Origin of the sequence: Pseudonocardia sp. NPDC049635 (assembly GCF_040659795.1) — a bacterium.
Classification (GTDB): domain Bacteria; phylum Actinomycetota; class Actinomycetes; order Mycobacteriales; family Pseudonocardiaceae; genus Pseudonocardia.
In genome coordinates, this window is the sequence record NZ_JBFAON010000030.1 from 16,111 (window position 1) to 41,121 (window position 25,011).

23 protein-coding genes and 3 pseudogenes are annotated in these 25,011 nt (G+C 70.0%); 19 read left to right on the plus strand and 7 right to left on the minus strand.

What is annotated here, in order from left to right; genetic code table 11:
* Positions 1–148: 148 nt before the first annotated feature.
* The 3 genes from AB0J24_RS25150 (at position 149) to AB0J24_RS25160 (ending at position 2,910) form a co-directional block, all read left to right on the plus strand.
* Positions 149–1,153, plus strand: a complete 1,005-nt coding sequence (locus tag AB0J24_RS25150; protein ID WP_358685619.1) for an aldo/keto reductase — start codon at positions 149–151, stop codon at positions 1,151–1,153.
* Between the two features lie 1,088 nt (positions 1,154–2,241).
* A complete protein-coding gene (locus tag AB0J24_RS25155) occupies positions 2,242–2,520 on the plus strand; it encodes a hypothetical protein (protein WP_358685622.1) in 279 nt (92 codons plus the stop codon).
* 105 nt (positions 2,521–2,625) lie between these two features.
* On the plus strand, positions 2,626–2,910 hold the full coding sequence (locus tag AB0J24_RS25160) for a DMT family transporter (protein ID WP_358685714.1): 285 nt from the start codon (positions 2,626–2,628) through the stop codon (positions 2,908–2,910).
* On the opposite strand, the gene AB0J24_RS25165 is transcribed toward AB0J24_RS25160, so the two are convergent.
* Genes AB0J24_RS25165 through AB0J24_RS25175 form a run of 3 tightly spaced genes read right to left on the minus strand, consistent with a single transcriptional unit; the run spans position 2,907 to position 5,209 of the window.
* Positions 2,907–3,080 carry a hypothetical protein gene (locus AB0J24_RS25165; protein WP_358685624.1) on the minus strand — a complete coding sequence of 58 codons (174 nt, stop codon included), beginning with the start codon at positions 3,078–3,080 and terminating at the stop codon, positions 2,907–2,909. The two genes, AB0J24_RS25160 and AB0J24_RS25165, sit on opposite strands and share 4 nt — an antisense overlap.
* Positions 3,064–4,587: an AMP-binding protein gene (locus AB0J24_RS25170; RefSeq protein ID WP_358685627.1), complete on the minus strand. Its 1,524-nt coding sequence runs from the start codon at positions 4,585–4,587 to the stop codon at positions 3,064–3,066. Before AB0J24_RS25170 ends, AB0J24_RS25165 begins: the two co-directional genes overlap by 17 nt.
* A 46-nt stretch (positions 4,588–4,633) precedes the next feature.
* Entirely contained in the window at positions 4,634–5,209 is a 576-nt protein-coding gene (locus AB0J24_RS25175; protein ID WP_358685630.1) for a TetR/AcrR family transcriptional regulator, read from the minus strand.
* 581 nt (positions 5,210–5,790) lie between these two features.
* Between AB0J24_RS25175 and AB0J24_RS25180 the strand changes: the two genes are divergently transcribed.
* The 14 genes and pseudogenes from AB0J24_RS25180 to AB0J24_RS25245 all read left to right on the plus strand — a co-directional run.
* Complete coding sequence (locus tag AB0J24_RS25180; RefSeq protein ID WP_358685633.1) at positions 5,791–6,744, plus strand: amidohydrolase family protein; 954 nt, start codon at positions 5,791–5,793, stop codon at positions 6,742–6,744.
* A 53-nt stretch (positions 6,745–6,797) separates the two neighbouring features.
* Entirely contained in the window at positions 6,798–7,850 is a 1,053-nt protein-coding gene (locus tag AB0J24_RS25185) for an ABC transporter substrate-binding protein (protein WP_358685636.1), read from the plus strand.
* 35 nt (positions 7,851–7,885) lie between these two features.
* A complete protein-coding gene (locus AB0J24_RS25190) occupies positions 7,886–8,722 on the plus strand; it encodes an ABC transporter ATP-binding protein (protein WP_358685639.1) in 837 nt (278 codons plus the stop codon).
* Complete coding sequence (locus AB0J24_RS25195) at positions 8,719–9,582, plus strand: ABC transporter permease (protein WP_358685641.1); 864 nt, start codon at positions 8,719–8,721, stop codon at positions 9,580–9,582. The genes AB0J24_RS25190 and AB0J24_RS25195 overlap by 4 nt, the downstream gene beginning before the upstream one ends.
* 43 nt (positions 9,583–9,625) lie before the next feature.
* Complete coding sequence (locus tag AB0J24_RS25200) at positions 9,626–10,768, plus strand: FAD-dependent oxidoreductase (protein WP_358685644.1); 1,143 nt, start codon at positions 9,626–9,628, stop codon at positions 10,766–10,768.
* Positions 10,768–11,190 (plus strand): VOC family protein, encoded by a 423-nt coding sequence (locus tag AB0J24_RS25205; protein WP_358685646.1) that lies wholly within the window; start codon positions 10,768–10,770, stop codon positions 11,188–11,190. Before AB0J24_RS25200 ends, AB0J24_RS25205 begins: the two co-directional genes overlap by 1 nt.
* Positions 11,187–12,704: an aldehyde dehydrogenase family protein gene (locus AB0J24_RS25210; protein ID WP_358685648.1), complete on the plus strand. Its 1,518-nt coding sequence runs from the start codon at positions 11,187–11,189 to the stop codon at positions 12,702–12,704. Before AB0J24_RS25205 ends, AB0J24_RS25210 begins: the two co-directional genes overlap by 4 nt.
* Positions 12,701–14,347 carry a thiamine pyrophosphate-binding protein gene (locus AB0J24_RS25215; RefSeq protein WP_358685650.1) on the plus strand — a complete coding sequence of 549 codons (1,647 nt, stop codon included), beginning with the start codon at positions 12,701–12,703 and terminating at the stop codon, positions 14,345–14,347. The genes AB0J24_RS25210 and AB0J24_RS25215 overlap by 4 nt, the downstream gene beginning before the upstream one ends.
* Before the next feature lie 5 nt (positions 14,348–14,352).
* Positions 14,353–15,963, plus strand: a complete 1,611-nt coding sequence (locus tag AB0J24_RS25220) for a thiamine pyrophosphate-dependent enzyme (protein WP_358685717.1) — start codon at positions 14,353–14,355, stop codon at positions 15,961–15,963.
* Positions 15,964–16,021: 58 nt separating this feature from the next.
* The gene (locus AB0J24_RS25225; protein WP_358685652.1) at positions 16,022–16,408 is read left to right on the plus strand and encodes an OB-fold domain-containing protein; all 387 of its coding nucleotides are present in this window, start codon (positions 16,022–16,024) and stop codon (positions 16,406–16,408) included.
* Complete coding sequence (locus AB0J24_RS25230; protein ID WP_358685655.1) at positions 16,405–17,544, plus strand: thiolase family protein; 1,140 nt, start codon at positions 16,405–16,407, stop codon at positions 17,542–17,544. Before AB0J24_RS25225 ends, AB0J24_RS25230 begins: the two co-directional genes overlap by 4 nt.
* A gap of 120 nt (positions 17,545–17,664) precedes the next feature.
* Positions 17,665–17,997 (plus strand): annotated as a pseudogene (locus AB0J24_RS25235) (tyrosine-type recombinase/integrase); the annotation flags it as partial.
* Positions 17,998–18,214: 217 nt separating this feature from the next.
* Positions 18,215–18,418: a hypothetical protein gene (locus tag AB0J24_RS25240; protein ID WP_358685720.1), complete on the plus strand. Its 204-nt coding sequence runs from the start codon at positions 18,215–18,217 to the stop codon at positions 18,416–18,418.
* Positions 18,419–18,523: 105 nt separating this feature from the next.
* Positions 18,524–18,750, plus strand: a pseudogene (locus AB0J24_RS25245) (IS256 family transposase); the annotation flags it as partial.
* A gap of 660 nt (positions 18,751–19,410) precedes the next feature.
* Here the strand turns inward: AB0J24_RS25245 and AB0J24_RS25250 are convergent.
* The gene (locus AB0J24_RS25250; RefSeq protein WP_358685658.1) at positions 19,411–20,118 is read right to left on the minus strand and encodes a FadR/GntR family transcriptional regulator; all 708 of its coding nucleotides are present in this window, start codon (positions 20,116–20,118) and stop codon (positions 19,411–19,413) included.
* 178 nt (positions 20,119–20,296) lie between these two features.
* Between AB0J24_RS25250 and AB0J24_RS25255 the strand changes: the two genes are divergently transcribed.
* Positions 20,297–21,484 (plus strand): CaiB/BaiF CoA-transferase family protein, encoded by a 1,188-nt coding sequence (locus AB0J24_RS25255; protein ID WP_358685660.1) that lies wholly within the window; start codon positions 20,297–20,299, stop codon positions 21,482–21,484.
* Positions 21,481–22,932, plus strand: a complete 1,452-nt coding sequence (locus AB0J24_RS25260) for a carboxyl transferase domain-containing protein (RefSeq protein ID WP_358685663.1) — start codon at positions 21,481–21,483, stop codon at positions 22,930–22,932. Before AB0J24_RS25255 ends, AB0J24_RS25260 begins: the two co-directional genes overlap by 4 nt.
* Before the next feature lie 6 nt (positions 22,933–22,938).
* On the opposite strand, the gene AB0J24_RS25265 is transcribed toward AB0J24_RS25260, so the two are convergent.
* From AB0J24_RS25265 to AB0J24_RS25275, 3 genes and pseudogenes are all read right to left on the minus strand, one after another.
* Complete coding sequence (locus AB0J24_RS25265; RefSeq protein ID WP_358685666.1) at positions 22,939–23,274, minus strand: hypothetical protein; 336 nt, start codon at positions 23,272–23,274, stop codon at positions 22,939–22,941.
* Between the two features lie 10 nt (positions 23,275–23,284).
* Positions 23,285–23,392 (minus strand): annotated as a pseudogene (locus AB0J24_RS25270) (ISAs1 family transposase); the annotation flags it as partial.
* A gap of 665 nt (positions 23,393–24,057) precedes the next feature.
* Positions 24,058–24,999 carry a fumarylacetoacetate hydrolase family protein gene (locus tag AB0J24_RS25275; protein WP_358685669.1) on the minus strand — a complete coding sequence of 314 codons (942 nt, stop codon included), beginning with the start codon at positions 24,997–24,999 and terminating at the stop codon, positions 24,058–24,060.
* Between the last annotated feature and the right edge of the window lie 12 nt (positions 25,000–25,011).

Below are 25,011 nucleotides of genomic sequence, written 5' to 3' on the forward strand. Positions count from 1 at the left end.
TGTCGGCAGACACGACGCGGTCCGCTGAAGGGAACGCTGGCCGAACTTCGACCGCCCGGTTCGCTGGACAGAACGCAAGGCTTGGGCGGCGGCGCCCCGGCGCGGGAGGCTCGGCGGGTCGGAGTCCGTAGACCGGAGAGGGCCAGCCGTGCAATACGCCACCCTGGGCACGTCGGGGGTCGAGGTGTCTCGCGTCGCGCTCGGGACCGCCACCTTCGGGCTCTCACCCCGTGACGAAGACGTGGCCGCCCTGGTGGGGCTGGCACGGGACCTCGGTGTGACATACTTCGACACCGCCAACTCCTACGGCAACCAGCCGGGGTACGCCTGGCCGGGGGTCCCGGAGTGGCGGGACCGGGTCTCCGCGGAGGAGCTCCTGGGCCGCGCCCTGCGGGGGGCGGGCGACGAGGTCGTGGTGGCGAGCAAGGTGGGGGAGCCGATCGGGGAGTCCCGGCCCACCAGCGAGTGGCGGGGTCTACTGACCCGCGAACACGTCGAGGAGCAGGTGGGGATCAGCCTCCAGCGCCTAGGCCGCACGCGGATCGACATCTACTACGCCCACCTGCCGGACCCTGTGACCCCTATCGAGGAGACGGTGTCAGTGTTCAGCGACCTCGTCGATCGGGGGGACATCGGCAGTTGGGGTATCTCCAACTACACCGCCGAGCAGACGGCCGAGGTCGTGGCGAGGGCTGCGGCCCTCGGGGTGCATCCGCCGATCGTCCACCAGGCGCGCTACAACCTCGCAAATCGGGAGGTGGAACGCGACCTCGTCCCGGTGCTGGAACGCGCCGGGATCGGGCTCGCGGCCTACAGCCCGTTGGGTATGGGTCTGCTCGCCGGTCGCGCGGCGGCCGAACGGAATTGGTCTGGGCACGCCAGGTGGGGCGGGGGTGGCTTCTCTGCAGACGAGATCGAGGCTGCGGGGCGCTTCGAGGCCGCCGCCGCGTCGATCGGCCTGGCCGCCTCGCAGGCGGCGATCGTGTGGCTCCTCGGGCGGCCCGCGGTGACGACCGTCGTCGTCGGCGCGACCTCGGAGAAGCACTTGCGGAGTGCCTGCGGTTCCGCGAACTACCAGCTGGACGAGTGTGCGCTAGCGGTGCTCGGCGCGGTCGACATCGCGCAGGAGCGCGCTGACTCATCTGCTGTGTAGAGGCGTGTCCGATTCAGACGCTGTTCAGGAGTTGGTGTGCCGGCCCTGTGTGGTCGAAGTGGAGCTGGTCGATCCACGTTGATGGCGAGACGAGCTTGTGTCGAGCGATCGGTGGGGGACGAGCTGTGAGGGCTGGTGGAGCCACTGCACCCAAAGGGGCCGTGCAGGTCGAAGCATGACCGCCCAGCTGCGGGTACACCGGCGTCGAGGGCGCGGCCGAGCACTCGAGGCCAGCGTTGTCTTGGTGGCGGACACGATCGCCACGCAGGCCCTCCGCTGCTCGACACGGTCACCGGTCACCGGCCCAGGTCATGGCAGGTAGAACCCGCGGGCGCTCAGCGTGCGGGCCTTGCTGGTGGCATGTGCGCAGAAGACTCCGAATAGGCGGGTTCTCCACCCGCCCGGTGGTACCTGAGTGCAGGCCTCTGGCCCCGCAGGCTGGGTGCCCTAGATCCGGTCTTCTCGTGGACGAGGAGCGTGCCACCGAGCTCGCCGACGTCCTCGACGCGCCGTATCACCGACCCGGGCCGGTAGGCCAGGTCGACGCTCATGCTGCGGGCGACCGCGACAACCCGCGGTCCGATAGAGCCGGCTGGTCGAGCAGCGCCCGACCGTGCACATCGAGGGTCTCTGCAGCAGACCCGTTCGAAACCATCGACCCTCCGTCGGACCTGATCTCCTCACCCGCGAGTCCGTGAAACGGGGTCAACATCAGTGTCCGGCGTCAGGGGTCAAGCTCAGTTCTGCGCTGGGACACCAAGGAGGAGGCCCTGGCCGCGCTGAGCTCTCCAGAGGGTGAGATGGCCGTCGCCGACCTGAGCAACTTCGCCGGCGCAGGCGTCGACAACGAGTTCGGTGAGGTCAACACGCAGAACTAGCCGGACCACCGCAGCCTGTACGACTGGACAGAGAGGCCTTCGATGGCACTGAGCAACCCCCTTCTACACCCTCGAGGTCCAGGGGGCCTACGAGCTGCACAGTCTGGGTATCGTAGTGACCGCGTGCGGCACGGGCGACGAGGCCGGATCCGCACCAGGACTCGCCTCTTCGACCATGTCGCTCGTCTGATCGTCAACATCGGCCCGATCGTGATTGCGCTGATCGGCGGCTGGCTTCTGGCCGAGGGGTACCCGCCCCGGCTGCTGGCGGGGATGGTCGTTGCGTTCGCGGGGACCGTCCTGATCGGAGTCGCGACCTCGACGGGCACCGGGGCGTCCCCGGTCGGGGTGGTGCTCTGTCTCGTGGCCGCGCTGGGTTACGGGGCGGGGGTGATCTCACAGAAGCTCGCGCTGCGGCACGCGTCGACGTTCCAGGTCACGGTGTACGGCTGCCTGGTCGGCGCGCTCGTCTGCACGCCGTTTGCGTAGCAGTTCGTGGATGAGACGGCCCGGGCTCCGCTGTGGGCGGTGTTGAACGTCGTCTACCTCGGACTGTTCCCGACGGCGCTGGCGTTCAGCACCTAGGCATTCGCGCTGTCCCGCACCAGCGCGGGCCGGATGGGGGCGACCACCTATCTCGTGCCGGCGATCGTGATCATGCTGTCCTGGATGTTGCTGGGTGAGTTGCCGTCGTGGCTTGCGCTGATCGGCGGCGTGCTGTGCCTCGCTGGGGTCGCGGTGACCCGCAGCAGGCCCAGGACCGCCGCGGCCGGCGGTCCGGCTCCGATCAGCGGGACGTGCGGCGGTGAGCGCCCCGGCGCCCCGCGAATCGTCTGCTTCCCGCACGCCGGGGGACGAGCTGCCCGAATGCTGGGTTAGGAACACAACAGTGGACGGGTTCCTGAGTTGCTCAGATCCAGGTCGGTGCGCAGCCGCGGTGCCAGCGCGCCGAGGCCGAACTGGGCGCTGGAGGCGACCAGCATGACCGTGGTCAGCAGCGCGCCCAGTGGAAGCAGTTCCCGGCCACGCCGTTCAGCGGGGCGCGCCATCGAGTCGGGCCGACTCGGCGATGGCGCGCAGCCGCCGCTTGAGGATCTTCCCGGTCGGGCCCAGCGGCAGGCGGTCCACGACCACGATCCGGCTGGGCTGCTTATACCGGCTGAGCCGGGCCGTCAGGTGGGCGGCCAGCTCCTCCTCGGCGACCTCGCCGTCGGTGGTGGCGAACATCCACGGGGTCTCGCCCCAGCGCGGGTGCGGCACGGGCACGGCGGCGCAGGACAGCACGCGCGGGTGCGCGCTGAGCGCGTTCTCCAGCTCGGCTGAGTAGATGTTGAAGCCGCCGCTGATGATGACGTCCTTCTTGCGGTCGACGATGTAGACGTAGCCGTCGTCGTCGATCCGGGCCAGATCCCCGGTGCGGGTCCAGCCGTCGGCGAAGGTCTCGGTGGTGGCCTCCGGGTCGCCGAGGTACCCCGCGACCGCGCCTGCCGACCGCACGACCAACTCGCCGACCTCGCCGGTCGGCAGCGGCGCTCCCGCGTCGTCGACGACCGCTATCTCGGCGCCGATGAGCGGCCTGCCACACGATCCCGGCTTGTCCACACCCCAGTCGTAGCGCATGTAGGTGGCGCACATCGACCGGTGGGACGACCACAACTCGGTCAGGCCGTACTGCTCGTTGAGCAGGCCGCCAAGTACCCGCGTCGCGCGATCCCGCGCACCCTGCGAGGTGGGGGCGCCCGCGAACCAGATCGCCCGGAGGCCGCGCTCGACCAGACGGGCGACCGCGTCCGGGTCGTCGGCCAGGTGCTCTGCCAGTTCGGCCACCATCGTCGGCACCAGCAGGGTGTGGGTGACCTGGTGTCGCTCAACGGCGGCGCAGAAGCCCGCGGGGGTGAACCGGTCGAGCAGGACGCTGCGCGCGCCGACGGCGACCATCGGCCACAGGTAGCCGACGGCCATGTGCGTCAGCGGCGTCGCCACCAGGTAGCACGAGTCGGCGGTGGCGTCGGAGAGCTGGTTGGCCAGGGTCGTGACGACGTTGTCCACGATCCGCTGGTGCGGGGTGAGCACGCCCTTGGCGGCTCCGGTGGTGGCGGAGGTGTACATGATCCGCTGGATGTCCTGAGGCCCCACCGACGGCAGCGGCCCCGGCGGGTGGGCGTCGGGGACGGCGAACGGTAGGCAGTGATGGCCCAGCGCCCGCAGCCGTTCAGCGGTCTCGGTGAACTCCGGGCCGTGGACCAGACCCGCCGCCTCCGCGTGCCGCAACTGCCAGTCGATCTCCTCCACGGAGAGCCGGAAGTTCACCGGGAGGCAGGCCCGTCCGGCGATGGCCGTCGCGGCCTCCCACCGGGCCCACTCGACGCTGTTGCGGCCCAGCACGGCGATCGGACCGGGGCCCGACATCGCCGCCGCCAGCGTGCGGGCTCCGGCGACCGAGCGTTCCCAGAAGTCCGCGAAGGACACACTGTGGCCGGTGTCCGCCTCGACGAAGGCTGTGCGGTCGCCGTGGGCCTTCCCAGTGGCGCGCAACAGCGCGACCAATGTGCTCACATCTACTCCTTGTGATCACCCCGATGCTTGAGGTGCGTGAACCCGCTCAGTCGGCGCGTGGACCGCCGGACCCGAAGATGGATCGGTACCAGACGCCGGCGAGCACCTCGGCCGCGGCGTCGATGGCGGAGTCGGTGAGTGGACCGAACTCGCCCTCGACGAACGCGCGTTGGCCGAAGCCGTCGACCATCGAGGTGAGTGTGGTGATCAACAGTTCGGGGTCCAGCGCGGGGACGTCGGTCATCGTCTGGTGCTGACGCAGGCGCACCAGCATGCCCTGGTGCAGTTGCTCGCGCATCGTCCACCACATGTGGCGCACCCTCCGGCTGGAGGCCATCAGCTCGACCGCCGACCCGATGATCTTGCTGTTGCACTGGAAGGCGCGCAGGTACTGGGCGGTGGCGGTGGTGATGGACCGACGGATGTCGGCCTCCGGCGAACGGGTGCGCGCAGCATTGTACATGTCGTAGAGGACCTTGTCCAATACCGAGATGAACAGCTGTTCCTTGGATGGGAAGTAGCGGTAGAGACTGCCGGTGCTCACCCCGGCGCGCGCGGCGATGCCCGCCATGCCCGCGTTGGCGTAACCGACCTCGGTGAAGGACAGCTGCGCGGCCTCCACGATCTTGTTCTTCTGCTTGCGGCCCCGTCCAGACGAGGGCTGCCACCCCGCGGGGGGCTGCTTCGCGCCGTTGGTGGGGACGTCGGCCTGGGTCGGGATCGCCCACCTGGGGCGTCGGTGGTCCGACTTGGCAACGTCTGCTTCAGGCAGTGGGTCCACGGCATTCCCGTCATCGGATAGTCGAAAGCGCCAGCAGGGAGCGGAGGTGGGCCCCGCTGCGGACCTGGAGTGAATGCGAGTTCATGTTCTTTATCATGCTAGCAGGTTCTCGCGTTGAGTCCCAGTGTTGGTTCAGTGAGGGGCGCGCCGCACGGTCACCTATAAATACAGGTCACACCCGGGATACGCATGCTTGACAACGCATGAGGCGCTGATTAGCTTCTTCATGAACCTGAGTTCGTGTTCTTCACCGCATCCTCGACTGAGCCCTGGTCCGAGTACCCGGCCGAATGTCTGACTGGGTTCGTGTTCCGGCCCTTGATCGAGGTTGCGTCCTGGTGCGGTCGGTCACCTGATTCGCTCGCCGAGCCCCGAGCCGTCTGCGGCAATCGCACGCCCTTCCCCGTTCGCTGAGGAGAGCCATGAGTCGTGTCATCGATTCCCACGTCCACTTCTTCGGTCGCGGTTTCCTGCCGCAGGGCTGGTTCGAGCCCGTCGCCCGCAAGTGGTCGGCGAGCAGGCACCCGGCGATCGAGCGCACCGCGGAGGACGTGGAGGAGGGCCTGCTCGATCCAGACGGGGAGCTGCTGCTCAAGGAGATGACCCAGGCGGGCGTGGACGCTGCGGTGTGCCTCGGACTGGACTGGGGAGTCCACCTGGGACCGGCTGCCGTGGACATCACCGAGGTGCACCGCGTCTACGGCCGCATGCAGAAGTCCCTCGCGGGTCGGTTCTACGCCGTCGGGGGCGTCGACCCGCGCCGGGAGAACGCCGTGGAGATCGCGCGCGCCGCCCTGGTGGAGGACAACCTGCGCGGCATCAAGCTCTACCCGCCCAGCGGTTTCCTGCCCGGCGACGAGCGTTGCTTCCCGATCTACGAACTTTGCGCCGAGCTGGACAAGCCGGTGGTGTTCCACACGGCGCTGATCGGTTACCCGCACGACGCCTCCTACGCCGACCCGTTGGGTGTCATCAAGGTCCAGCGCGCGTTTCCCGATCTGACGATCGTGCTTGCGCACTCCGGCTACCCCTCGTGGGCCGACGAGGCCATCGAGGTCGCGGCGGCGCACCCACGCACCTACCTCGAACTATCCAACTGGAACCACGAACTGCACAGTGAGCACGGCCGTGAGCGGCTGGTCCGCACCCTGGCGGTCATGCACTCGCACGTCGGCGCGCACCGCATGCTCTTCGGCAGTGACCACCTGGGCGGCAAGAGATTCAGCGGTGGCCGTTCCGGTATGGGCGCTTGGCGGGCCTTCCTGGCCGGACTGGTGGGCGATCCCGCTTTCGGCCGGCGTCCGCTGACGGCCGACGAGGTCGCGCTCATCCTCGGCGGCAACGCCGAGCGGGTGTTCGCCCTCGACGCCGTCTGACCGTTCACAGGCGTCTCCACCAGCACAACCGGCATCACTTACCAGGAGCTACAATGCACAAGCGACTGATCGGTTTGGCGGCGGTGGCCGTGCTGGCGCTGACCGGCTGCGGCGGCGGCGGCGACGGGGACCAGCAGACGCTGGTCCGGTACGCCTCGGTGGGCGGTCTCACCGACGCGCCCCTGTACCTGGCCGAAGCGCTCGGGTTCTTCGCCGACGAAGGACTCAAGGTCGAGAACACCCGCATGCCCAACGCGGCGGCCTTGGCGACCGCCATCGCCACCGGGAATCTCGACGTCAGCGCGGTCTCCACCGCGCCCGCCATGTTCAACTCCATCGCCGAGGGCGTCTCCCTCAAACTGGTCGCCGACAAGCAGAGCAACCAGGGTGAAAAGGGATTCGGCCTCAAACTCATCGCCAAGGACACCTATGTCGCCAAGAAGGACGCCGGCGAGGGCGGCCATGCGATCCGCGGAGCCAGGGTCGCGGTGTCGGCCCGCAACACCGCCTCGGACAAGATCCTCATGGATCTGCTCGGCCACTGGGGTCTGAGCGATCGCGACATCACCGTCATCGAGCTGCCCTACCCGGACATGGCGGCGGCGTTGCAGAGCGACCGGGTGGACGCGGCGATCGCACTGGAGCCTTTCCTCGTGCGCATCTTGCAGGCCGACAGCTCCCTGAAGGTGTTCTCCGACCTCAGCGAGGTCGTGCCGATCGGCGCACCGATCGTGCCGCTGGTCTACGCCGAACAGTTCCTCACCGACCAGGACACCGGCGACGCCTTCATGCGGGCCTACCTGCGTGGCAGCGGCGTGGTGAACCAGGTGTTCGCGGGCGAGCATCCGGACAGCGACAAACTGCTGGCCACCATCGCCGAACAGGCCGGGCTCACCGCCGACATCGTGAAGGACGCCCAGCCGCCCGGCAACAACCCGTGCGTCCCGCTCGACGTGACCTGGATCAAGCAGGCGCAGGAGTTCTTCGCCGAGCGCGGGGCAGTCCAGAAGCCGATCGATGTCGACGGCATCACGGACAACGCCTACGGCGACCGGGCCAGGGCCGCGCTCAAGGCCAAGGGCCAACTCGACTTCTGCGCCGGATGACCTTCCCGATGGAGCGTGAAGCCGTGATGATCGACATGACCGAATCACCCACGACACGCAGCTCGCCTGCAGTGACGATCGAGTCGCTGTCGAAACTCTATCTGACGAAATCCGGTCAGCCGGTCAGCGCGCTGTCCGATGTGTCGCTGACCGTGGAGAGCGCGCAGACCCTGGCGATCCTCGGCCCCAGTGGCTGCGGCAAGAGCACACTGTTGCGGGTGCTCGCTGGACTGGACAAGGCGCATAGGGGACACGTCAGGTGGGCGGAGGCGCCCGCCGGGCACGCCGACGGCAGACTGCGCACCGCGACGGTGTTCCAGCAGGACTCGACCCTGCCGTGGCTCACCGTCGCCGACAACGTCGCACTTGGCCTGACCAGGCTGCGGCTGCCGCGCAAGGACGTGCGGGCCAGGGTGGAGGAGTACACCGCCCTGGTCGGACTCGACGCCTTCCGTTCAGCCTACCCGCACGAACTCTCCGGCGGCATGAAGCAGCGGGTGTCCATCGCCCGCGCGCTGGCGGCCCGTCCGGCGCTGCTGCTGATGGACGAGCCTCTCGCCGCCCTGGACGCCCAGACCAGGATCGTCATGCAGGCGGAGTTGACCAGGATCTGGCGCACGATCTCCTCGACGGTCGTCTACGTCACCCACGACATCGAGGAGGCGATCACCCTGGCCGACCGGGTGATCGTGATGACCGCCCGGCCCGGCCGGATCCGGTCCGACCGCCGCGTGGAGATCGCCAGGGTCGACGCGGCCGGGGAGCCGCTGTCCCCCTTGCAGGTGCGGGCCGATCCCGGCTTCGGTGCCCTCGCCCTCGACCTGTGGGCCGACCTGGCCGAGCCCGACGACACCCAGCGGGAGGACGCGTGAGCACCGACGCGCACGCGCGGCGGACGGCGCTACCGCCCGCCTCCGCGCCCGACGACGACGCGGTGTACCAGCACGCCCTGCGGGCCCGCCGCAGGCGCACCGTCTACCGGATAAGCCTGGGCGTGGCGGTGCCGTTGGCGCTGATCCTGTTGTGGGAGGCCGCGGGCGCGCTGGGCGTGATGGACACCCGGTTCATCCCGCGTCCGTCGACCGTTGTGGCCGAGATGGCAGACGGGTTCGTCAACGGGACGCTGGCCGCCGAGCTGGCCGAGCATGGCGCGGCCTCGCTGCTGCGCCTGGCGCCCGGCTTCCTGCTGGGCGCCTTCGCCGGGTTGGTCATGGGCCTGCTGATGGGCGTCTTCGACGCGGTCAAGTTCGGCTTCGGGCCGGTCATCTCGGCTACCTTCCCGATCCCGAAGGTGGCCATCTACCCGCTGCTGATCGTGCTGTTCGGCATCGGCGACCTGAGCATCGTGCTTGCCGTGGCGATCGGGGTGTTCTACATGGTCTGCGTCAACACGATGTCCGGCGTCGTCTACAGCAACCCGGTCTATCGCGACGTCGCGACGGCGTTCCAGATCCCTAAGCGGATCGAATACCTCAAGATCGTGCTGCCTGGCGCGCTGCCCTCCATCATGGCCGGTATCAGGCTCGGACTGGGCGTGTCGCTGATCGTGCTGGTGGCCACTGAGTTCGTCGGGGCCCAGGCCGGGATGGGCTACTACATCTGGACCTCCTGGCAAACCCTCAACATCACCGCGATGTTCTCCGGTCTGGTGGTGATCTCGCTGTTCGGGGTGCTGAGCACCTGGCTGCTCGACGTGATCGAGGTCCGCCTCATCCCCTGGTCGCGCCTGTGACGATGCGGACGGGAACGGGACGGACCGCAAGGGAAGGACGGCAATGAAGATCGCCATCATCGGTGCCGGGGTGGCCGGGCTCTCCACCGCCCTGCTGCTGCGCGACTCCGGCCACGACGTCACCGTCTACGAGCGTGCCGACGAGCTGACCGAGGTGGGCGCGGGTATCCAGCTGGGGCCCAACGGGGCGCGGGTGCTGCGCGCCGCCGGACTCGACGCGGGACTGCGCGCAAGCTGTGTGACGACCACCTCGCTGGAGGGGCGCCGGTGGGACACCGGCGAGGCGGTGTACGAGATGCGCTACGGTGACGAGGTCGCCTCCCGGTACGGCGCGCCGTACTACGTCTGCCACCGAGCGGTGTTGCAGAACCAGCTGCGCTCGATGCTCGGCGACGAACGGATCGTACTGTCCAAAGAGGTCGTCGGCATCGTCCAAGACGACGACACGGCCTCGGTCGCCTTCGCCGACGGCGAGACTGTCGGCGCCGACCTGGTGATCGGCGCTGACGGCATCCGCTCGGCGGTGCGTGGCGCGGTGATCGACGCCGAGCCGCCCGTTTACTCCGGGATGTCGGCCTTCCGCGGCAACATCTCGGCCGACCGGGCCGCCAGCAGCGGCCTCGGCGCGGCGATGGTCAAATGGTGGGGCGAGACCCCCGACCACCACATGGTGATGTACCGGCTCAACGACGAGTCTGTCAATTTCGTGGCCGTGGTGCCCGAGGATGCCTGGGACAGCGACTCCTGGGTCACCCCCGGTGACCCTGACGACCTGCGCGCCCGCTTCGCCGGGTTCGCCGACCCGGTGCCGAGGCTGCTCGACTCCGTCGGCACGGTCTACCGCTGGGCGCTGCACGATCGGGATGTGCGGCCAGGCTGGTCGCGCGGCCGGGTCGTGCTGGTGGGCGACTCCTGTCACGCCATGCTCCCCTTTCTCGCCCAAGGGGCGGTGCAGGCGATCGAGAGCGCGGCGGTGCTCGCCCGCTGCCTGGCCGAGGCCCCCAGCCGCGCGAGCCTGTCCGAGGCGTTGGCCGCCTACGAGCGCACCCGCTACGACCGGGTCGCCCGGCTGCACGCCACCTGCCGCGGCCACGGGTTGTTCTCCTCGACCACGGACCCGGAGTTCGTCGACTGGCTCTATCGCCACGACGCCACCACCGTCCCCCTCATGTTCGGAGCTGTGTGATGACCTTCACCCGACTGGCGTGCGCGTCGATCGCGGTGCCATCCATCGACGCTGTACTGCCCGTCTATACCGAAGGACTGAGGATGCGGGTCCACGGTCCGGTACGCACCTCTCAGCGCGGCTACGGCCTGCGCTGGGTCGAGCTCGGCGACGAGAACGGGCCCATGATCGAGCTCATGGAGCCGGTGGGTGAGGCGGGCCCGGTGCACCGGTTCCTTGAGCGGCCGGGATCCTCGCGGATCTACCAGATCCGCTTCTACACCGATGACCTGGACCACACGTTGACCGGCGCGGCCGGGAGAGGCGTGCGGGTAGTGCGCGGACCCGATGTCGAGGGCGAGCCCCGACTCGGGTTCATCCACCCAGGACAGACCGGTGGCGCGCTCATCGAGGTCATGGAGACGCCGGGGGAGACGCCGTGAGTCTTACCGAGGCCGCGCCGTTGTTCGTGGGCGGCGAGGACGTTCGCGGCGGCGGGGGCCTGATCGAGCGGGAGAACCCGGCGGTGGCCGCACAGAGCGTGGGCGCGGTGCAGACCGCCTCGCCCGCGCAGGTGGATGCGACGGTCGGCGCTGCGGCCGGGGCATGGAGGGCGTGGCGGCGGCTGCCGCTCGCAGAGCGGGCCGAGCGGGTGCTGGCGGCATGGACCTTCGACGAGCCCGCCCGCGCCACGCTGTCGGAGCTGCTGACCCGCGAACTGGGCAAGGTGCGCGCCGACGCGGCGGGCGAATTGGGATACGGGATCGCCAACGTCGTCTACGCCGCCGAGCGCGCCGAGGTCGTCGGCCGCAGGGTCGAAGACGACGCCGAGGGCAGGTTCGCCTTCGACCGCGTCCCGTTCGGGGTGGTCGCCGCGATCATCCCGTGGAACGCGCCGCTGGTGCTGTCCTCGGTGAAGGTGGGGCCTGCCCTCATCGCGGGCAACACGGTGGTGGTCAAGCCATCGCCGCTGGCCCCGCTGGCGGTCACCGAGTACCTGCGGCGGGTGGCCGCGCGGTTGCCCGCGGGCGTGCTGAACATCGTGAACGGCGACGCCGACGTGGGCGCCCGGTTGGTGTCGGACCCGCGCATCGGCAAGATCGCCTTCACCGGGTCGGGCCCGGTGGCCGCCTCGATCCTGCGATCGGCGGCGGTCAACGTGACCCCGAGCCTGCTGGAACTGGGCGGCAACGACGCCGCGATCGTGCTGCCGGATCTCGAACTGACCGACGACGTGCTCTGCCGCATGGTGTTCGGCAGCTTCCTGACCGCGGGCCAGGTCTGCATGGCGATCAAGCGGTTGCTGGTGCCGCGCGAGCGATTCGCCGAGTTCGTCGAGCGGTACCGGGCCGTGGCCGACCGGGTGCTGGTCGTCGGCGATCCGATGGCCGAGGCCACCACGCTGGGTCCGGTGGTCAGCGCCAGACAGCGGGACCGGGTGCGCGGGCTGGTCGAGCGGGCGAGAGCCGACGGGGCCGTGGTCGAGCCGCTGGGCACGCCCGGCGACCCCGGCTTCGATCTGGCAGGCGGCTACTTCCTGACGCCCACCCTGGTCCACGGCCTGCCCGCCGACCACGAACTGGTCGTCACCGAGCAGTTCGGCCCGACGGTGCCGCTGCTGCCGTACGACGACGTCGAGCACGCCGTGGCGCTGGCCGAGGACAGCGAGTTCGGGCTGTGCGCGTCGGTGTGGACCGCCGACGAGGAGCGGGCCTTCGACATCGGCCAGCGGCTGCACGTGGGCACCGTGTTCGTCAACACCCACAACCGCAGCGGGATGTCGCTGCGCGCGCCCTTCGGCGGGGTCAAGCGCTCCGGCAGCGGGCGCGAGTTCGGGGTGGCCGGACTGCGCGAGTTCTCCCAGCCCCGCGTGATCAGCCACCTGACCGCGGTCCGGTCGGCGGGGCCCGACGCGGGCAGGCGTTACCCGTCGTGGAAAGAGGAGACCATACGGTGAGTGAGCGGGATTCGGTGTCGTCGTTGCTGGCCGCCGCGATGGCGGAGCAGGGCGTCACGGCCATGTTCGGAATCCTCGGGGACGCGAACATCGCGTTCATGTCTTCGATGTCCCGGCAGCCGGAGACCAGGACCGTCCACACGCGGCACGAGTCTGCGGCGGTGAGCATGGCGGGCGGACACGCCAGGACGACCGGCCTGCCAGCCCTGGCCTGCGTCACCTCCGGGCCGGGCCTCACCCACGCCACGACCTCGGTGGTCGCGGCCTGCCGTGCGCGCCTGCCGATGGTGGTCTACGCGGGGGACACCTCGTCCGGCGGAGGCTTCATGGGCGGTCTTCAGGAATTCGACCAGCGGGGTTTCGCCGAACTGACCGGGGCGCGGTTCCTGCGTTACGAGGCGGGACAGGATCCCGCGGAGGTCGTCGCGACTGCCGTCCGCGGCACGGTCGAGGCGGGGGTACCGGTGTTGCTGAGCGTTCCGGTGGACCTAGCCGAGTCGCCGGTGGCCGCCGTCGCGAGCCCGCCGAAGCCGACCGTGGCCGCCGACCCCGCAGGCCCGGCGCGGCCCGAGTGGGTCGCGGAGGCGACCGACCGGCTGCGCGCCGCGCTCGCCGGGGCGCGGCGGCCGGTGCTGGTGGTCGGCGCGGGCGCGGTGCGCGCCGACGCCGTCGAACGGGTCAGGGTGCTCGCCAGGCGGGTCGGGGCGCATCTCGCGGTGACCTACCGGGCACGCGGCGCGCTTGGGGACGACCCTCGGCAGATCGGGATCGTCGGCGCGCTGGCCCACCAGGCCGACCAGGCCGTGCTGGACGCCGCCGACCTGCTGGTGGGGTTCGGCGCCGATCTGGAGGGCTTCGGCGCGTTCGGCGGCAGGCTGTTCGGCGGTGCGCGGCTGGCCGTCGGCGAGGAGGCCGCGGCGGGCCGGGCGGCCTCGGTTCGAGCGGCCGAGGAACTGCGCGCCGTGCTCGACACCGTCCTCGCCGCCGACCCCGACAGCGGCACGCGGGCCGCGGACCTCCCGCCCGCGCCGAGCCGAGACGAGGCCGTGCGCAGCGACTTCGCCGAGCTGGCCGAGGTCGCCGACGATCCCGGCAGGCTCGATCCCCGCGTGCTCATGGCTGAAGTGGACAAGGTCCTGCCGCACGACACGACGGTGGTGATCGGCGCCGGGCACTTCTGGTCCTTTCCGATCATGTACCTGCCCGCGCGCGAGCGGCGGTTCCTGTACTCCATCGAGTTCGGCAGCATCGGCTTGGCACTGGCTACCGGGCTGGGCGCGGCGGTGGCCGAGCCGGGGCGGCCGGTCCTGGTGGTCGAAGGCGACGGCGGGGCGCTCATGGGCGTCCAGGAGTTGGAGACCGCGGCGCGCTCGGGCATCCCGGTGACCTTGCTGGTGCTCAACGACGGAGCGCTCGGCGCAGAGTACCACAAACTCGCCGGTAAGGGCTTCGACCCGGCCGAGGCCGCCTACTCCGACGTCGACTTCGCCGCGATGGGCAGGGTGATGGGCGTCCATGGGGCGACGGTCACCGCGCCGGATCAGGTCGCGGCGGCGCTGAGTGGGTCCGAGCCTACGCGTGTCGTTGACGCCCGCGTGTCTAGAAGGGTGACCAGCCGATGGTACCGCCGGATGTACCTGTGACCGTCATGACGGTCGCGCGGCTGGTCGCGTCGCGGCTGGCCGACGCGGGCGTCGAGGTCGTCTACGGCATCCCCGGCGAGGACTGTCTCGGCTTGGTCGACGCCATCGACGCCCACCCCCGGTTGACCTTCGTGTCCACCCGGCACGAAGGAGGCGCGGCGATGATGGCCGAGGCGCACGGCAAGTTAACCGGCCGGATGGCGGCGTGCCTGGGCACCGCCAGCGTCGGCGCGGTCAATCTGCTCGCCGGCGTCAACGTCGCCGACCACGACTCGACGCCGATGGCGGTGCTCGTCGGACAGGTCGCCGTCGCCACCCAGGGCCGGGGCAGTTGGCAGGAGACCGACCTGGCCGCGCTGTTCGGCCCGTTCTGCCGTGCCGCGGTCGAACTGTCCGAACCGGATAGAGCAGACCACGACCTGCGGCGGGTCCTGGCCGCCGCCCGCGCGGGCAGACCGGGACCGGTGCTGATCGCCGTGCCCTCCGACCGCCAGGACCGGCCCGCAGAGGCGACTGTTCCGCCGCGCGGGCTGCCACTGGGACCCAGGCCCGGCGACGCAGCCGTCGCGGCGGCGCTGGAACTGCTGGCACATACCCGGCGACCGGTCGTGATCGCCGGAGGCGGGGTGCGGTCGGCGGGCGCGACCACCGAGCTGGCCGCGTTCGCCGACCGGCTGGCGGCCCCGGTTCTCACCGCCTTCCGGCGCACCGACCTCATCGACAACCGCAGCCCCGCCTACGTCGGCGCGCTGTCGCTGGGACCTACCCCCCCGGTGCGGGCGGTGCTGGCGGAGTCCGACGCGCTGATCGTCGTCGGAACCCGGATGAGCGAGGTCACCGCGCAGCGCTATCGCGTCCCCGGCCCGGGACACCGGGTGGTGCGCGTCGACGCCGACGGTCCCGGCCTGGCCACCAGTTGGCTCGACGCCGATGTGGCCGTGCACGCCGAGGTCGGCGCGGCGCTGACCGCGCTGACCGACCTGCTACCACGCGCCGCGCGCCGCGAGTCGCCTTGGTGGACCAGTTGGAGCGCCGACCGCCCCGCGCACCTCCGTCGCTGCGCGGCGGCTGGAGCCGAGCAACGCGCCATCGTCGCCATCGCCGACCTGCTGGACGGGGTGCTGCCCGACGACGCGGTGCTCACCTCCGACGCCGGCGACTTCTTCATCGCGGCGGGACCGGCCATCGCAGTCGGCGGCGGACGCCGCTACCTCGGCCCGACCTCCGGGTCGATGGGCTACGGCATTCCGGCCGCGATCGCGGCGAAAAGGGCCTGGCCCGAACGGGTCTGCGTCGCGCTGTGCGGCGACGGCGGGGCGATGATGACCGTTCAGGAGCTGGAGACCGCCGCCCGGCTGGGGCTGGGAATCGTGGTCGTGGTGTTCGACAACTCCGGCTTCGGCAGCATCCGCCGCCACCAGGACCGCGAGCGCAGCAGGCGGGTCGGCACCGAGCTGACCAATCCGGACTTCGCCGCGCTGGCCGCGCTGTTCGGCCTGCGCGGACACCGGGTCGGATCGGCAGCGGAGTTCCCTGGGGTATGGCAGGCCGTGCGCGCCGAGCCCGCGGCCGGGCACGTGATCGATGTCGAGATCGCGCCGGACGGCGCGGCGTGAGGAGGATCGGATGTGCGCTGAACACCTCGTGGACGGCGGCCCGGCCAGGGGCGAGGCCGTGACCGTCACGGCGATCCCCGACTTGGCCGAGAGCGGCGACGTCGTTGAGACCGACGCGGGACTCCGGCAGGCGGGCAGCAGGTGCCCGGAGTGCCGGGCGATGGCGAGCCCCCCGGTTCCGCGCTGCGTGGAGTGCGCCGCGCCGACTCGACGGGTTCCCCTCGCCGACCGGGGAACGCTCTACGCCTTCACCACGGTGCGGGTCTCCAGCTCCGCGCAGACCCCCTACACCATCGGCTACGTCGACTTGGACGATGGCGTGCGGGTACTGACCGGGGTCGCCGACCCTGAAACGGCCACTGTGGACTGTCGGGTGATCGTCGAGGTCGCCGCCGACGGCAGTCGACTCGCCCGCCCCCTGACCGGAGAGGACGCCGACCAGTGACCGCCTACGTCGTCTCAGGAAGCATGATCCGCTTCGGCCGCTACCCGGACTCCGGCTACGCCGGCCTGGCCACCGGTCCCGCCCGCGCCGCCGTCACGGACTCCGGCCTGGCCCCCGACCGGATCGAGCGGGTGTTCTGCGGCCACTCCTTCGGCGGGATGCTGGTCGGGCAGCGCGTGGTGAAAAGCCTCGGCATCCGCGGCATTCCGGTGGTGAACGTGGAGAACGCCTGCTCCGGCGGCGCGACCGCCCTGCACCAGGCGGTGCGGGCGATCGCGTCGGGGGAGTGCGACTCGGCGCTGGTGATCGGTGTGGACAAGCTCTCCCAATTCGGCGGCGGCACCCTGCCGCTGGTCATGGAGGATCCCGAGGTCAAGCAGGGCATGGTGATGCCCGCCATGTACGCCATGCGCGCCCAGCGGTTCCTGCACGAGCGGGCGGCGGACGTGCGGGACCTGGCCGCGGTCGCGGTCAAGGCCCACGACCACGGCGCGGCCAACCCCTACGCCCAGTACCGCAAGCGGGTCACCGTCGAGGAGGTGCTGACCTCGCGTCCGATCGCGGACCCACTGACACTGTTGCAGTGCTGCCCGACCGGCGACGGGGCCGCGGCGGTCGTCGTCGTCTCCGAGCGCCTGCGGCGGACCTTGGACCGCCCCACCGCCTGGGTCGCGGGCTCGGCGCTCCACTCCGGCGCGCTGTCCTACGGCCACCGGGACATGATCCGGCCCGTCATCAGCGGCGACTCGGCCCGCGACGCGCTCAGCGAGGCGGGCGTCGGCGCGGACGAGTTGGACGTGGTGGAACTGCACGACGCGTTCACCGTCGCCGAACTGGTCTACTACGAGGCGCTCGGCCTGTGCGGGCCGGGCGAGGCGGTCGACTTCTTCCGGCGCGGCGACTCCACCTACGGCGGCCAGGTGGTCGTCAACCCCAGCGGCGGCCTGCTGTCCAAGGGCCATCCGGTGGGGGCCAGCGGGGTGGCGCAGGTGGTGGAGGTCTTCTGGCATCTGACCGATCAGGCGGGCGCGCGGCAGGTCCCGTCGGCGGCTTGGGCCATGACGCACGTGACCGGCGGCGGCATCGCAGGTCTCGACCACGGGTCGTGCGCGGTGCACGTCTTCGGCCGCGGCTGACCGCTGTTCGGACCGGCGCGGCCGGGCGGGCCCATGCATCCTCGCGCCCGCGCGCGCTGTGGTAGCGACCATGAAGATCCTGCTGCCGCCCACCCCGGACGTACCGGTGGTGCCCACAAGATGAAACGCGAGGCGCTGGTCCCGATCGACGAAGAGCTCAACACCCTGATCGTCGAGCAGCAGGGCCGCGTCGGGGATGCGCCGGTGTTGTTCCCGCGGCCGACGAAGAACCCCGACGGCCGGGCCTCGACCGCCTCCTCGACCTACCGGCTCGCGCTCTATCGCTGGCTGGCCCGCTGCGATGTCCGTGACGCGCACGGCCACCCGGTCCGGCTGACCCCGCACCAGTGGCGCCACACCCTCGGCACCCGGTTGATCAACCGGGACGTCCCGCAGGAAGTGGTGCGACGCATCCTCGATCACGACTCCCCGCAGATGACCGCGCATTACGCCCGGCTGCACGACACCACCGTCCGGCGACACTGGGAAGCTGCCCGCAAGGTCGACATCACCGGCGAGGTCGTCGTGGTCGACCCCGCCGGGCCGCTGGCTGAGGCCGCCTGGGCCCAAGCAGCGCCTCGGTCGGGCGACCCAGGCGCTGCCCAACGGGTTCTGCGGGCTGCCGGTTCAGAAGACCTGCCCGCACGCGAACGCCTGTCTGACCTGCCCGATGTTCGTCACCACCGCGGAGTTCCTGCCCCAGCACCGCACTCACCGCGGTCAGGTCATCGAGCTCATCACCGCCGCCCAGGCCCGCGGCCAGACCCGGCTGGCCGAGATGAACCTGCAGGTCCTGGGCAACCTCGACCGCATCATCGACACCCTCGACGAGACGCCCAACGGCATCGAGGCCTCCGACACGCCGAGACCATGAGTTTCACCGCCTATCCGAACGTCCTGAACAGCCACGTCACCGACACTGTTCACGACGCAAAGCAGCAGCTCACAAGCTTGATCATCCTGCTGGCTCAAGATAACGATCGAGTCGACCTTCGCGACCGTCCGCCACCGCACCCGGGTCACCCCGGGCCCGGGTCTCGCGCGGTCGGGCTGGCAATGGCGTTCAAGCTCATCGAAGCCGCCCAGGACCGCTGGCGCGCCGTGAACGGCCCGCACCTGGTCGCGCTCGTCCGCGCCGGAGCCCGCTTCGACGACGGACGCCTCGTCGAACGACCCGACGACCACACCCAACCCGAAGCCGCCTAAAAGATCTTCATCCACAGGGCTTGACGATTGCTCGCCAGGCTGCGCCCCGAGGCGCAGATCAACAACCTGTATGGCGCATCGGAGACGAGCTTCATCACCGTCACACGAAGCGGGCCCGAGGTTGATCACCCGGGGGACTTCGACAGCTGGGTGATCCCAGTGGGTCGACCAGCTCTCGACCCGCCGGGTCGAGACCCCGAGCAGGGTAACTCGTCGCCACGACCGAGACCAGCCCTGTTCGGCCGGATGAGGGCGTCGTCGGGATCACCGGGCCGCCGCGCCGGGAGCCCCAGTGGCGATCCGTTTGGCGTTGGCCAGGTTGTCGACCTTGCGGCCGCTGGCGTGCAGCTCGGTCCCGGCGACGACGCCGACCGTTCCGTATCGATATGTCGATCGTTCAGTATGTCTTTATGTCCTGCCGCGACGAAGGTGGCGCCTCGGCGGTGCTCTGACCTGCGAGGAGCCAACTTCAGTGAGACGATCTGGCAGCCGGTTGTCTCATCGAACCTGGCACCGGCGGAAGCCTCGCGGCCGGGCACCGCACACTGCGCTCTGCCCATGCCCCGGCTCCCGCCCTCCGCGTCCTGCACGGGCGGATCCGACGTCGCGCCAGCTCACACGTTTCGGCAGCTCCGGACGGCGGGAGCCGCCATTGGGGAATCAATTTTCGTCTCGCAGCAGCGCGACGTCGGAGACGGCGTCGATATGTTCCGCCATTGCCTCCCCGGCACGCTGTGCATCCCCGGAACGAATCGCGTCCACGATCCGTTGGTGCGCCGAGAGCGACTCCGCCGGACGGTCCGGTTGGCTCAACGACTCGATTCGGGATTCGCGGATTAGCTCGGAGATCTCCTCCATGAGCGCGTCGAGCAGTCCTGAATGCGCGGCCGCAGTCACGGCCGAGTGAAACTGCTCGTCGCCGGCGACACCTCGGCCCCCTCGTGCGACATCGTCGGCCATGGTGGCGACCGCTGCGTCGATCCGGTCGAGGTCATTCTCGGTCCGACGCTGCGCTGCGAGCGCAGCGATACGCACCTCGAGGGCCTGACGTGCGTCGATTACTTCGCGCAAGCGGTGCCGGCGAGCTCGCAGAGCGCGGAGGACCTGCCGGTCCGCGGGTACCTGGCGGATCACAGCACCGTCTCCGTGACGGACATCGATCACGCCCTGTACCTCGAGCGCGACCAACGCCTGCACCACCGATGCCCGGGATACTCCGAGAAGACCTGCGAGTTCACGCTCGGCAGGGAGGCGGTCGCCCGGCCCGAGACGTCTCTCCGTCATGTGATCGAGCAGCTGTTCCACCAGCTGCTCGTAGAGGCGTGGGCGTGGAGGCGGTCGTAACGACTGTACGGACTCTCGGTTCATCCATACCTCCGCTGTCGGTTGACAGCACCATACCGGAGGTGGATAGTCCACTCGACTGGCCAGTCCACTGGTCCAATCCGGGCCGTCGCTCCGGTCAGCTCCCTGCCGGTGATGCCACGGCCGGCTTCCGGTCCGTCCATCAGGCCGCCCCACCGCTCGTAGAAGGAGAGATCGCACGATGGCTCCATCCGCCTCCGGCCCTCTGACCGGCCTCACGGTCGTCGACCTGTCGCGTGCACTGGCAGGCCCGCACGCGACCATGATGCTCGGCGATCTCGGTGCCCGGGTCGTGAAGATCGAGAATCCAGGCACCGGTGATGACACCCGTGCCTGGGGTCCGCCGTTCGTTGGTGAACCCGGTGCCCGGGAATCCACCTACTTCCTGTCCGCCAATCGGAACAAGGAGTCGGTGGCGCTGGATCTCAAGTCGGACGACGGCCATGCGGCGCTGACCGCACTGGTCTGCCGGGCCGACGTGCTGGTGGAGAACTTCCGGGTCGGGGTGCTCGACCGGCTCGGGTTCGACACCGACACGCTGTTCTCTCTCAACCCACGCCTCGTCGTCCTCTCGATCACCGGGTTCGGCCACGACGGTCCGGAGGCCGGACGAGCGGGATACGACCAGATCGCCCAGGGCGAGGCGGGGTTGATGTCGCTCACCGGACCCGGCCCGGCCGATCCCCAGCGGGTCGGGGTCCCGATCGCCGACATGCTCGCGGGCATGTACGGCGCCTACGGTGTGCTGGCGGCCCTGCGCGAGCGTGATCACACCGGTGTCGGGCAGGTCGTTCGCTCCTCGTTGCTGTCTGCCGTCGTCGGCGTCCACTCCTTTCAGGGCACGGCCTGGACCGTCGCGGGCAAGGTAGGGGCCGCCCGTGGGAACCAGCACCCGTCGATCTCGCCCTACGGGATGTTCCGTTGCGCCGACGGTCCGGTGCAGCTCTCCTGCGGGTCCGAAGGGCTCTGGCGGCGACTGGCGAACGAGTTCGGTCTCGATCCTGATGCGGAGGGGTTTCGGACCAACGCCGACCGCGTCGAGAACCAGGAACTGGTGCGGAAGACGGTGGAGGCGGCCTTCGCCGGTGACACCGCGGCGACCGTCCTGGAACGGCTGGAAGGCGCCGGGGTTCCCGCCGGGCGGGTTCGTGCGATCGACGAGGTCTACGAATGGGATCAGGTTCGCAGCCAGAACCTGCTCGTCGAGGTCGAGCACGCGTCGTTGGGCCGCTTGCAGGTGCCTGGCCCGCCACTGCGGTTCTTCGCCCCGAACGGCGCCGAGATCTCGCCGTCTGCGCACGCCGCCGCACCTGTACTCGACCAACACGGGGATGCCGTGCGCGCCGAACTCGCCCAGGCCCGTCCGTGAGCAGCGCCATGACGACGGTCGTGACCGGATCGGCCGAGCTGTGCGCGGCCGTTCTCGACGTGGGGTCGTTCCGGTCGTGGGACGCGCCGGCGAAGTCACCGTTCACCGCCGACAGTGCCTACCGGCGCGAGCTCGACGCCGCCCGCTGCCACGCCGGTACCGACGAGGCCCTGATCACAGGTGAAGGTCGCGTCGACGGGCTCCGGCTGGCCGTCGCGATCAGCGAGTTCCGGTTTCTCGCGGGGTCGGTCGGCACCATCGCGGCGCGCCGACTCGTCGATGCCGTCGAACGCGCAACGACCGAGAGGCTTCCGTTACTGCTGTCCCCCGCTTCGGGCGGAACGCGTATGCAGGAGGGCACGCCCGCCTTCCTCGAGATGATCGCTATCGCGGACCGCGTGGCGGCGCATCGGCGCGCCGGTCTGCCCGTGATCGTCCACCTGCGGCACCCGACCACCGGCGGTGCGTTCGCCTCCTGGGGCTCTCTCGGAACCGTCACGACTGCGGAACCCGGAGCGCTCATCGGCTTCCTCGGGCCGAAGGTCTACCGGGCGCTCTACGGCGAGCGCTTCCCGAAGGACGTACAGACGGCCGAGAACCTGCACGATCGCGGGATCGTAGACGCCGTCGTCGATGCGGAGGAGTTGTCCGGCTTCGTGCGCCGGATCCTCTCCGTCACCAGCCGTGGGCCGATCGTCACGTCGCCAGCCACGGCCGCGCCCGACCGGCACAGCCGTACATCACCCGACCCGTGGACATCGGTGACCACGACGCGGCGACGGGATCGTCCCGGCACACGTGAGCTGCTCGACCAGCAGGTCCACGACCTGGTCGAGCTGACGGGAACCGGGGCGGGGGAGACGGCGACAGCCACGCTCCTATGCCTGGGTTGCGTCGGAGCGACGCCGTGCGTGATCGTCGGGCAGGACAGGAGCGCCGACGCCGCACCCGGGCCGGCCGACCTGCGAACGGCGCGCCGGGGCTTCCGCTTGGCGCGCGAGCTCGGCCTCCCACTCATCACCGTCATCGACACGGCCGGTGGGGAGCTGAGCCCGGAGGCGGAGAACGGGGCGCTGGCGGGCGAGATCGCCCGCTGCCTGGCCGAGCTGATCGACCTCCCGGTCCCGAGCGTGTCCGTACTGGCGGGTCAGGGGAGTGGTGGCGTGGCGTTGAGCTTGTTCGCCGCGAGGCGCCGAATCGCGGCCCGGCACGCCTGGCTGGCCCCGCTGCCACCGGAGGGAGCGAGCGTGATCGTGCACGGCACCCCCGACCTTGCCGCCGACGTCGTGCGGGACCAGCGAGTGGGGAGCTTCGATCTGCTTCGGATCGGGGCTGTCGATCGCATCGTCGATGAGTGCCCGGACGCAGCGGACGAACCGACCGCCTTCCTCGCGCGACTCGCGGTGGCGATCGAGGAAGAGGTTCAGCTTCACACCGCCCAGTCATAGAACCGTTCACCCTTGGCTCCGACCCGGCCGAGCGGCGCTTCCGCCCGCGCCGGGGTCGGTGCGACCCAGGAGCAACGTCGTGACCCAATCGGGAACGGCGCCGGCCGCGGCGGTGCCCGACGAGGTCGAGTTCGCCACCAAGGCGACGCTGGCCCGAGCATGCTCGGTCTCGCCGAAGTGCTCCACGACGTAGTCCCGCAGGTCGTCACGGACACCGTCGGTCAGAGGGTCGGCAAAGCAGATGATCTTGAGTAGCTGGAGTGGTCGTAGGGCGTCGCGGCTGTGATGTCGTAGTGCGGCGGCGATGTTGGTGGCTCCGAAAAATCGGTGCAGGCTGATCACCAGGTAGCGAGGCCATGACCTGCGGTCCTTCGCCCGTTCGGACGGTGGAGAGGTCCTCGGCGAAGGTGACATCGCGGACCCAGTGCAGCCCGTTCTCGATCTGCCAGTGCCCGCGGATCCAGCCGGCAAGCTCGTCTGGGCGGGCCGGGTGAGGGTTCAGGTCGGTGATCGCGTAGACGGTCTCGGTGCGCCATCACCCGCGCCGAGCGGATCGCCGACTCCAACGGGCGCCGATGAGCCACACCCAGCACGGCAGCCACATCGACCGGCAGGTCCGCGACCCACTCGGCGACCGCGACGAACGAGCTGACCCCGGCCGCGGACCGCACACCGCGGCGGTCAGCACCGCGACGGCGACGGCAGCGATCGACAATGACTCAGGCGCGGGCACGGCTCTCTTCCGATGATCAAGGCTGGCGTGAGAACCGGCATGATCACCGCCAGGGGCGTGCCCGCGCCCCTACTTCAGCCTGCGTGTCGTCGCAGCGCGGCCCCGACTCACGCGACTTTGCCGCCCCCTGTACCGGTCGGTGTCTCAGGTCGTGGAGTTGAGCAGCCGCTGCATCCGTCCGGCGTCGTATCCCCGACGACATCGGCCAGCGTCCACCCGTTCTTCCCGGCCAACGGGGCCAACAACCCACGCACATAGCCCGTGCCGACGCCGCAGCTTCGTCCGGAAGAACCGTCCCCGCTCGGAATCGGAATCTCCGGTCCCGAGCGGAGTGACCCGTCGGCGCGCTTGCGTGCAGTTCTTTGGCCCAGAGTCCCAAGCTGATAAGGCGATCACTGCTCGACGATGTTCCGTAGTGTCCCCAACCCGGTGACGGCGAGTTCGACCACCGCTCCGGACATCAACCTGCGGTCGTTCTCGTATCCGCTGCCGCCATTGCAAGTGCCCGTGCCGATGACTTCGCCGGCTACAAGGGGTTCACCTGCGGAAGCGTGCGCCACAATCTCGGCGAACCCGAAGTGCATGTCCGACGTCGACCCGGTCGACCATAGCTCTCCGTTGACCGTTGCAGTCATCTCGAGGGAGTCCAGCGGAGGTAGCTCGTCGAGGGTGCAGATCCATGGTCCGAGCCCGGTTGCAAAGTCCTTACCCTTGGCCGGGCCGAGTCCGCCCGCCATCTCGCGACGCTGGATGTCGCGCGCGCTGAAGTCGTTAATAATAGTCAGGCCAAGGATGTGATCGAGCGCCTTCTCGACGGGAATGTCCCGTCCACCGCGGGCGATCACGATGCCGATTTCGAGCTCGTAGTCCATGTAGGTGGAGTACTCGGGCCAGCGCACCACCGCCTCTGGTCCGACGACGGTCCCAGGGTTGCCCTTGTAGTAGATCGGCATCTCGAACCACACGTCCGGGACTTCCTCGCCCCGGCGGGCGCGGGCGTCGCGGGCGTGACCCTCGAACACGCTGCAGTCTCGCAGTCTGCGCGGCTGCAGCGGGGCGTGAAGGCGTACCTCGTCGAGCGAGAATCGGGCGGGGTTGTCAAGCGACTCGGTGTGGACACTCTGCTCAAGAAGCGTTGCACCCCAAGTGCCGAGCTGCAGGAGATCGGCCAGGTCTCCGGTGATCTCCCTCACGATCCGGGTCCGGATCGGATTTTCGGCGCCGGTCCTGCGCAGGTGGTCGTCGATGGCGACGCGAAGGTCGATCACCTGGTCGCCGTCGATGAGGCCGGGCCGGGCTTCGGCCGTCCCGACCGAGAACATCACGTACTTCATTCAAGTCTCCGT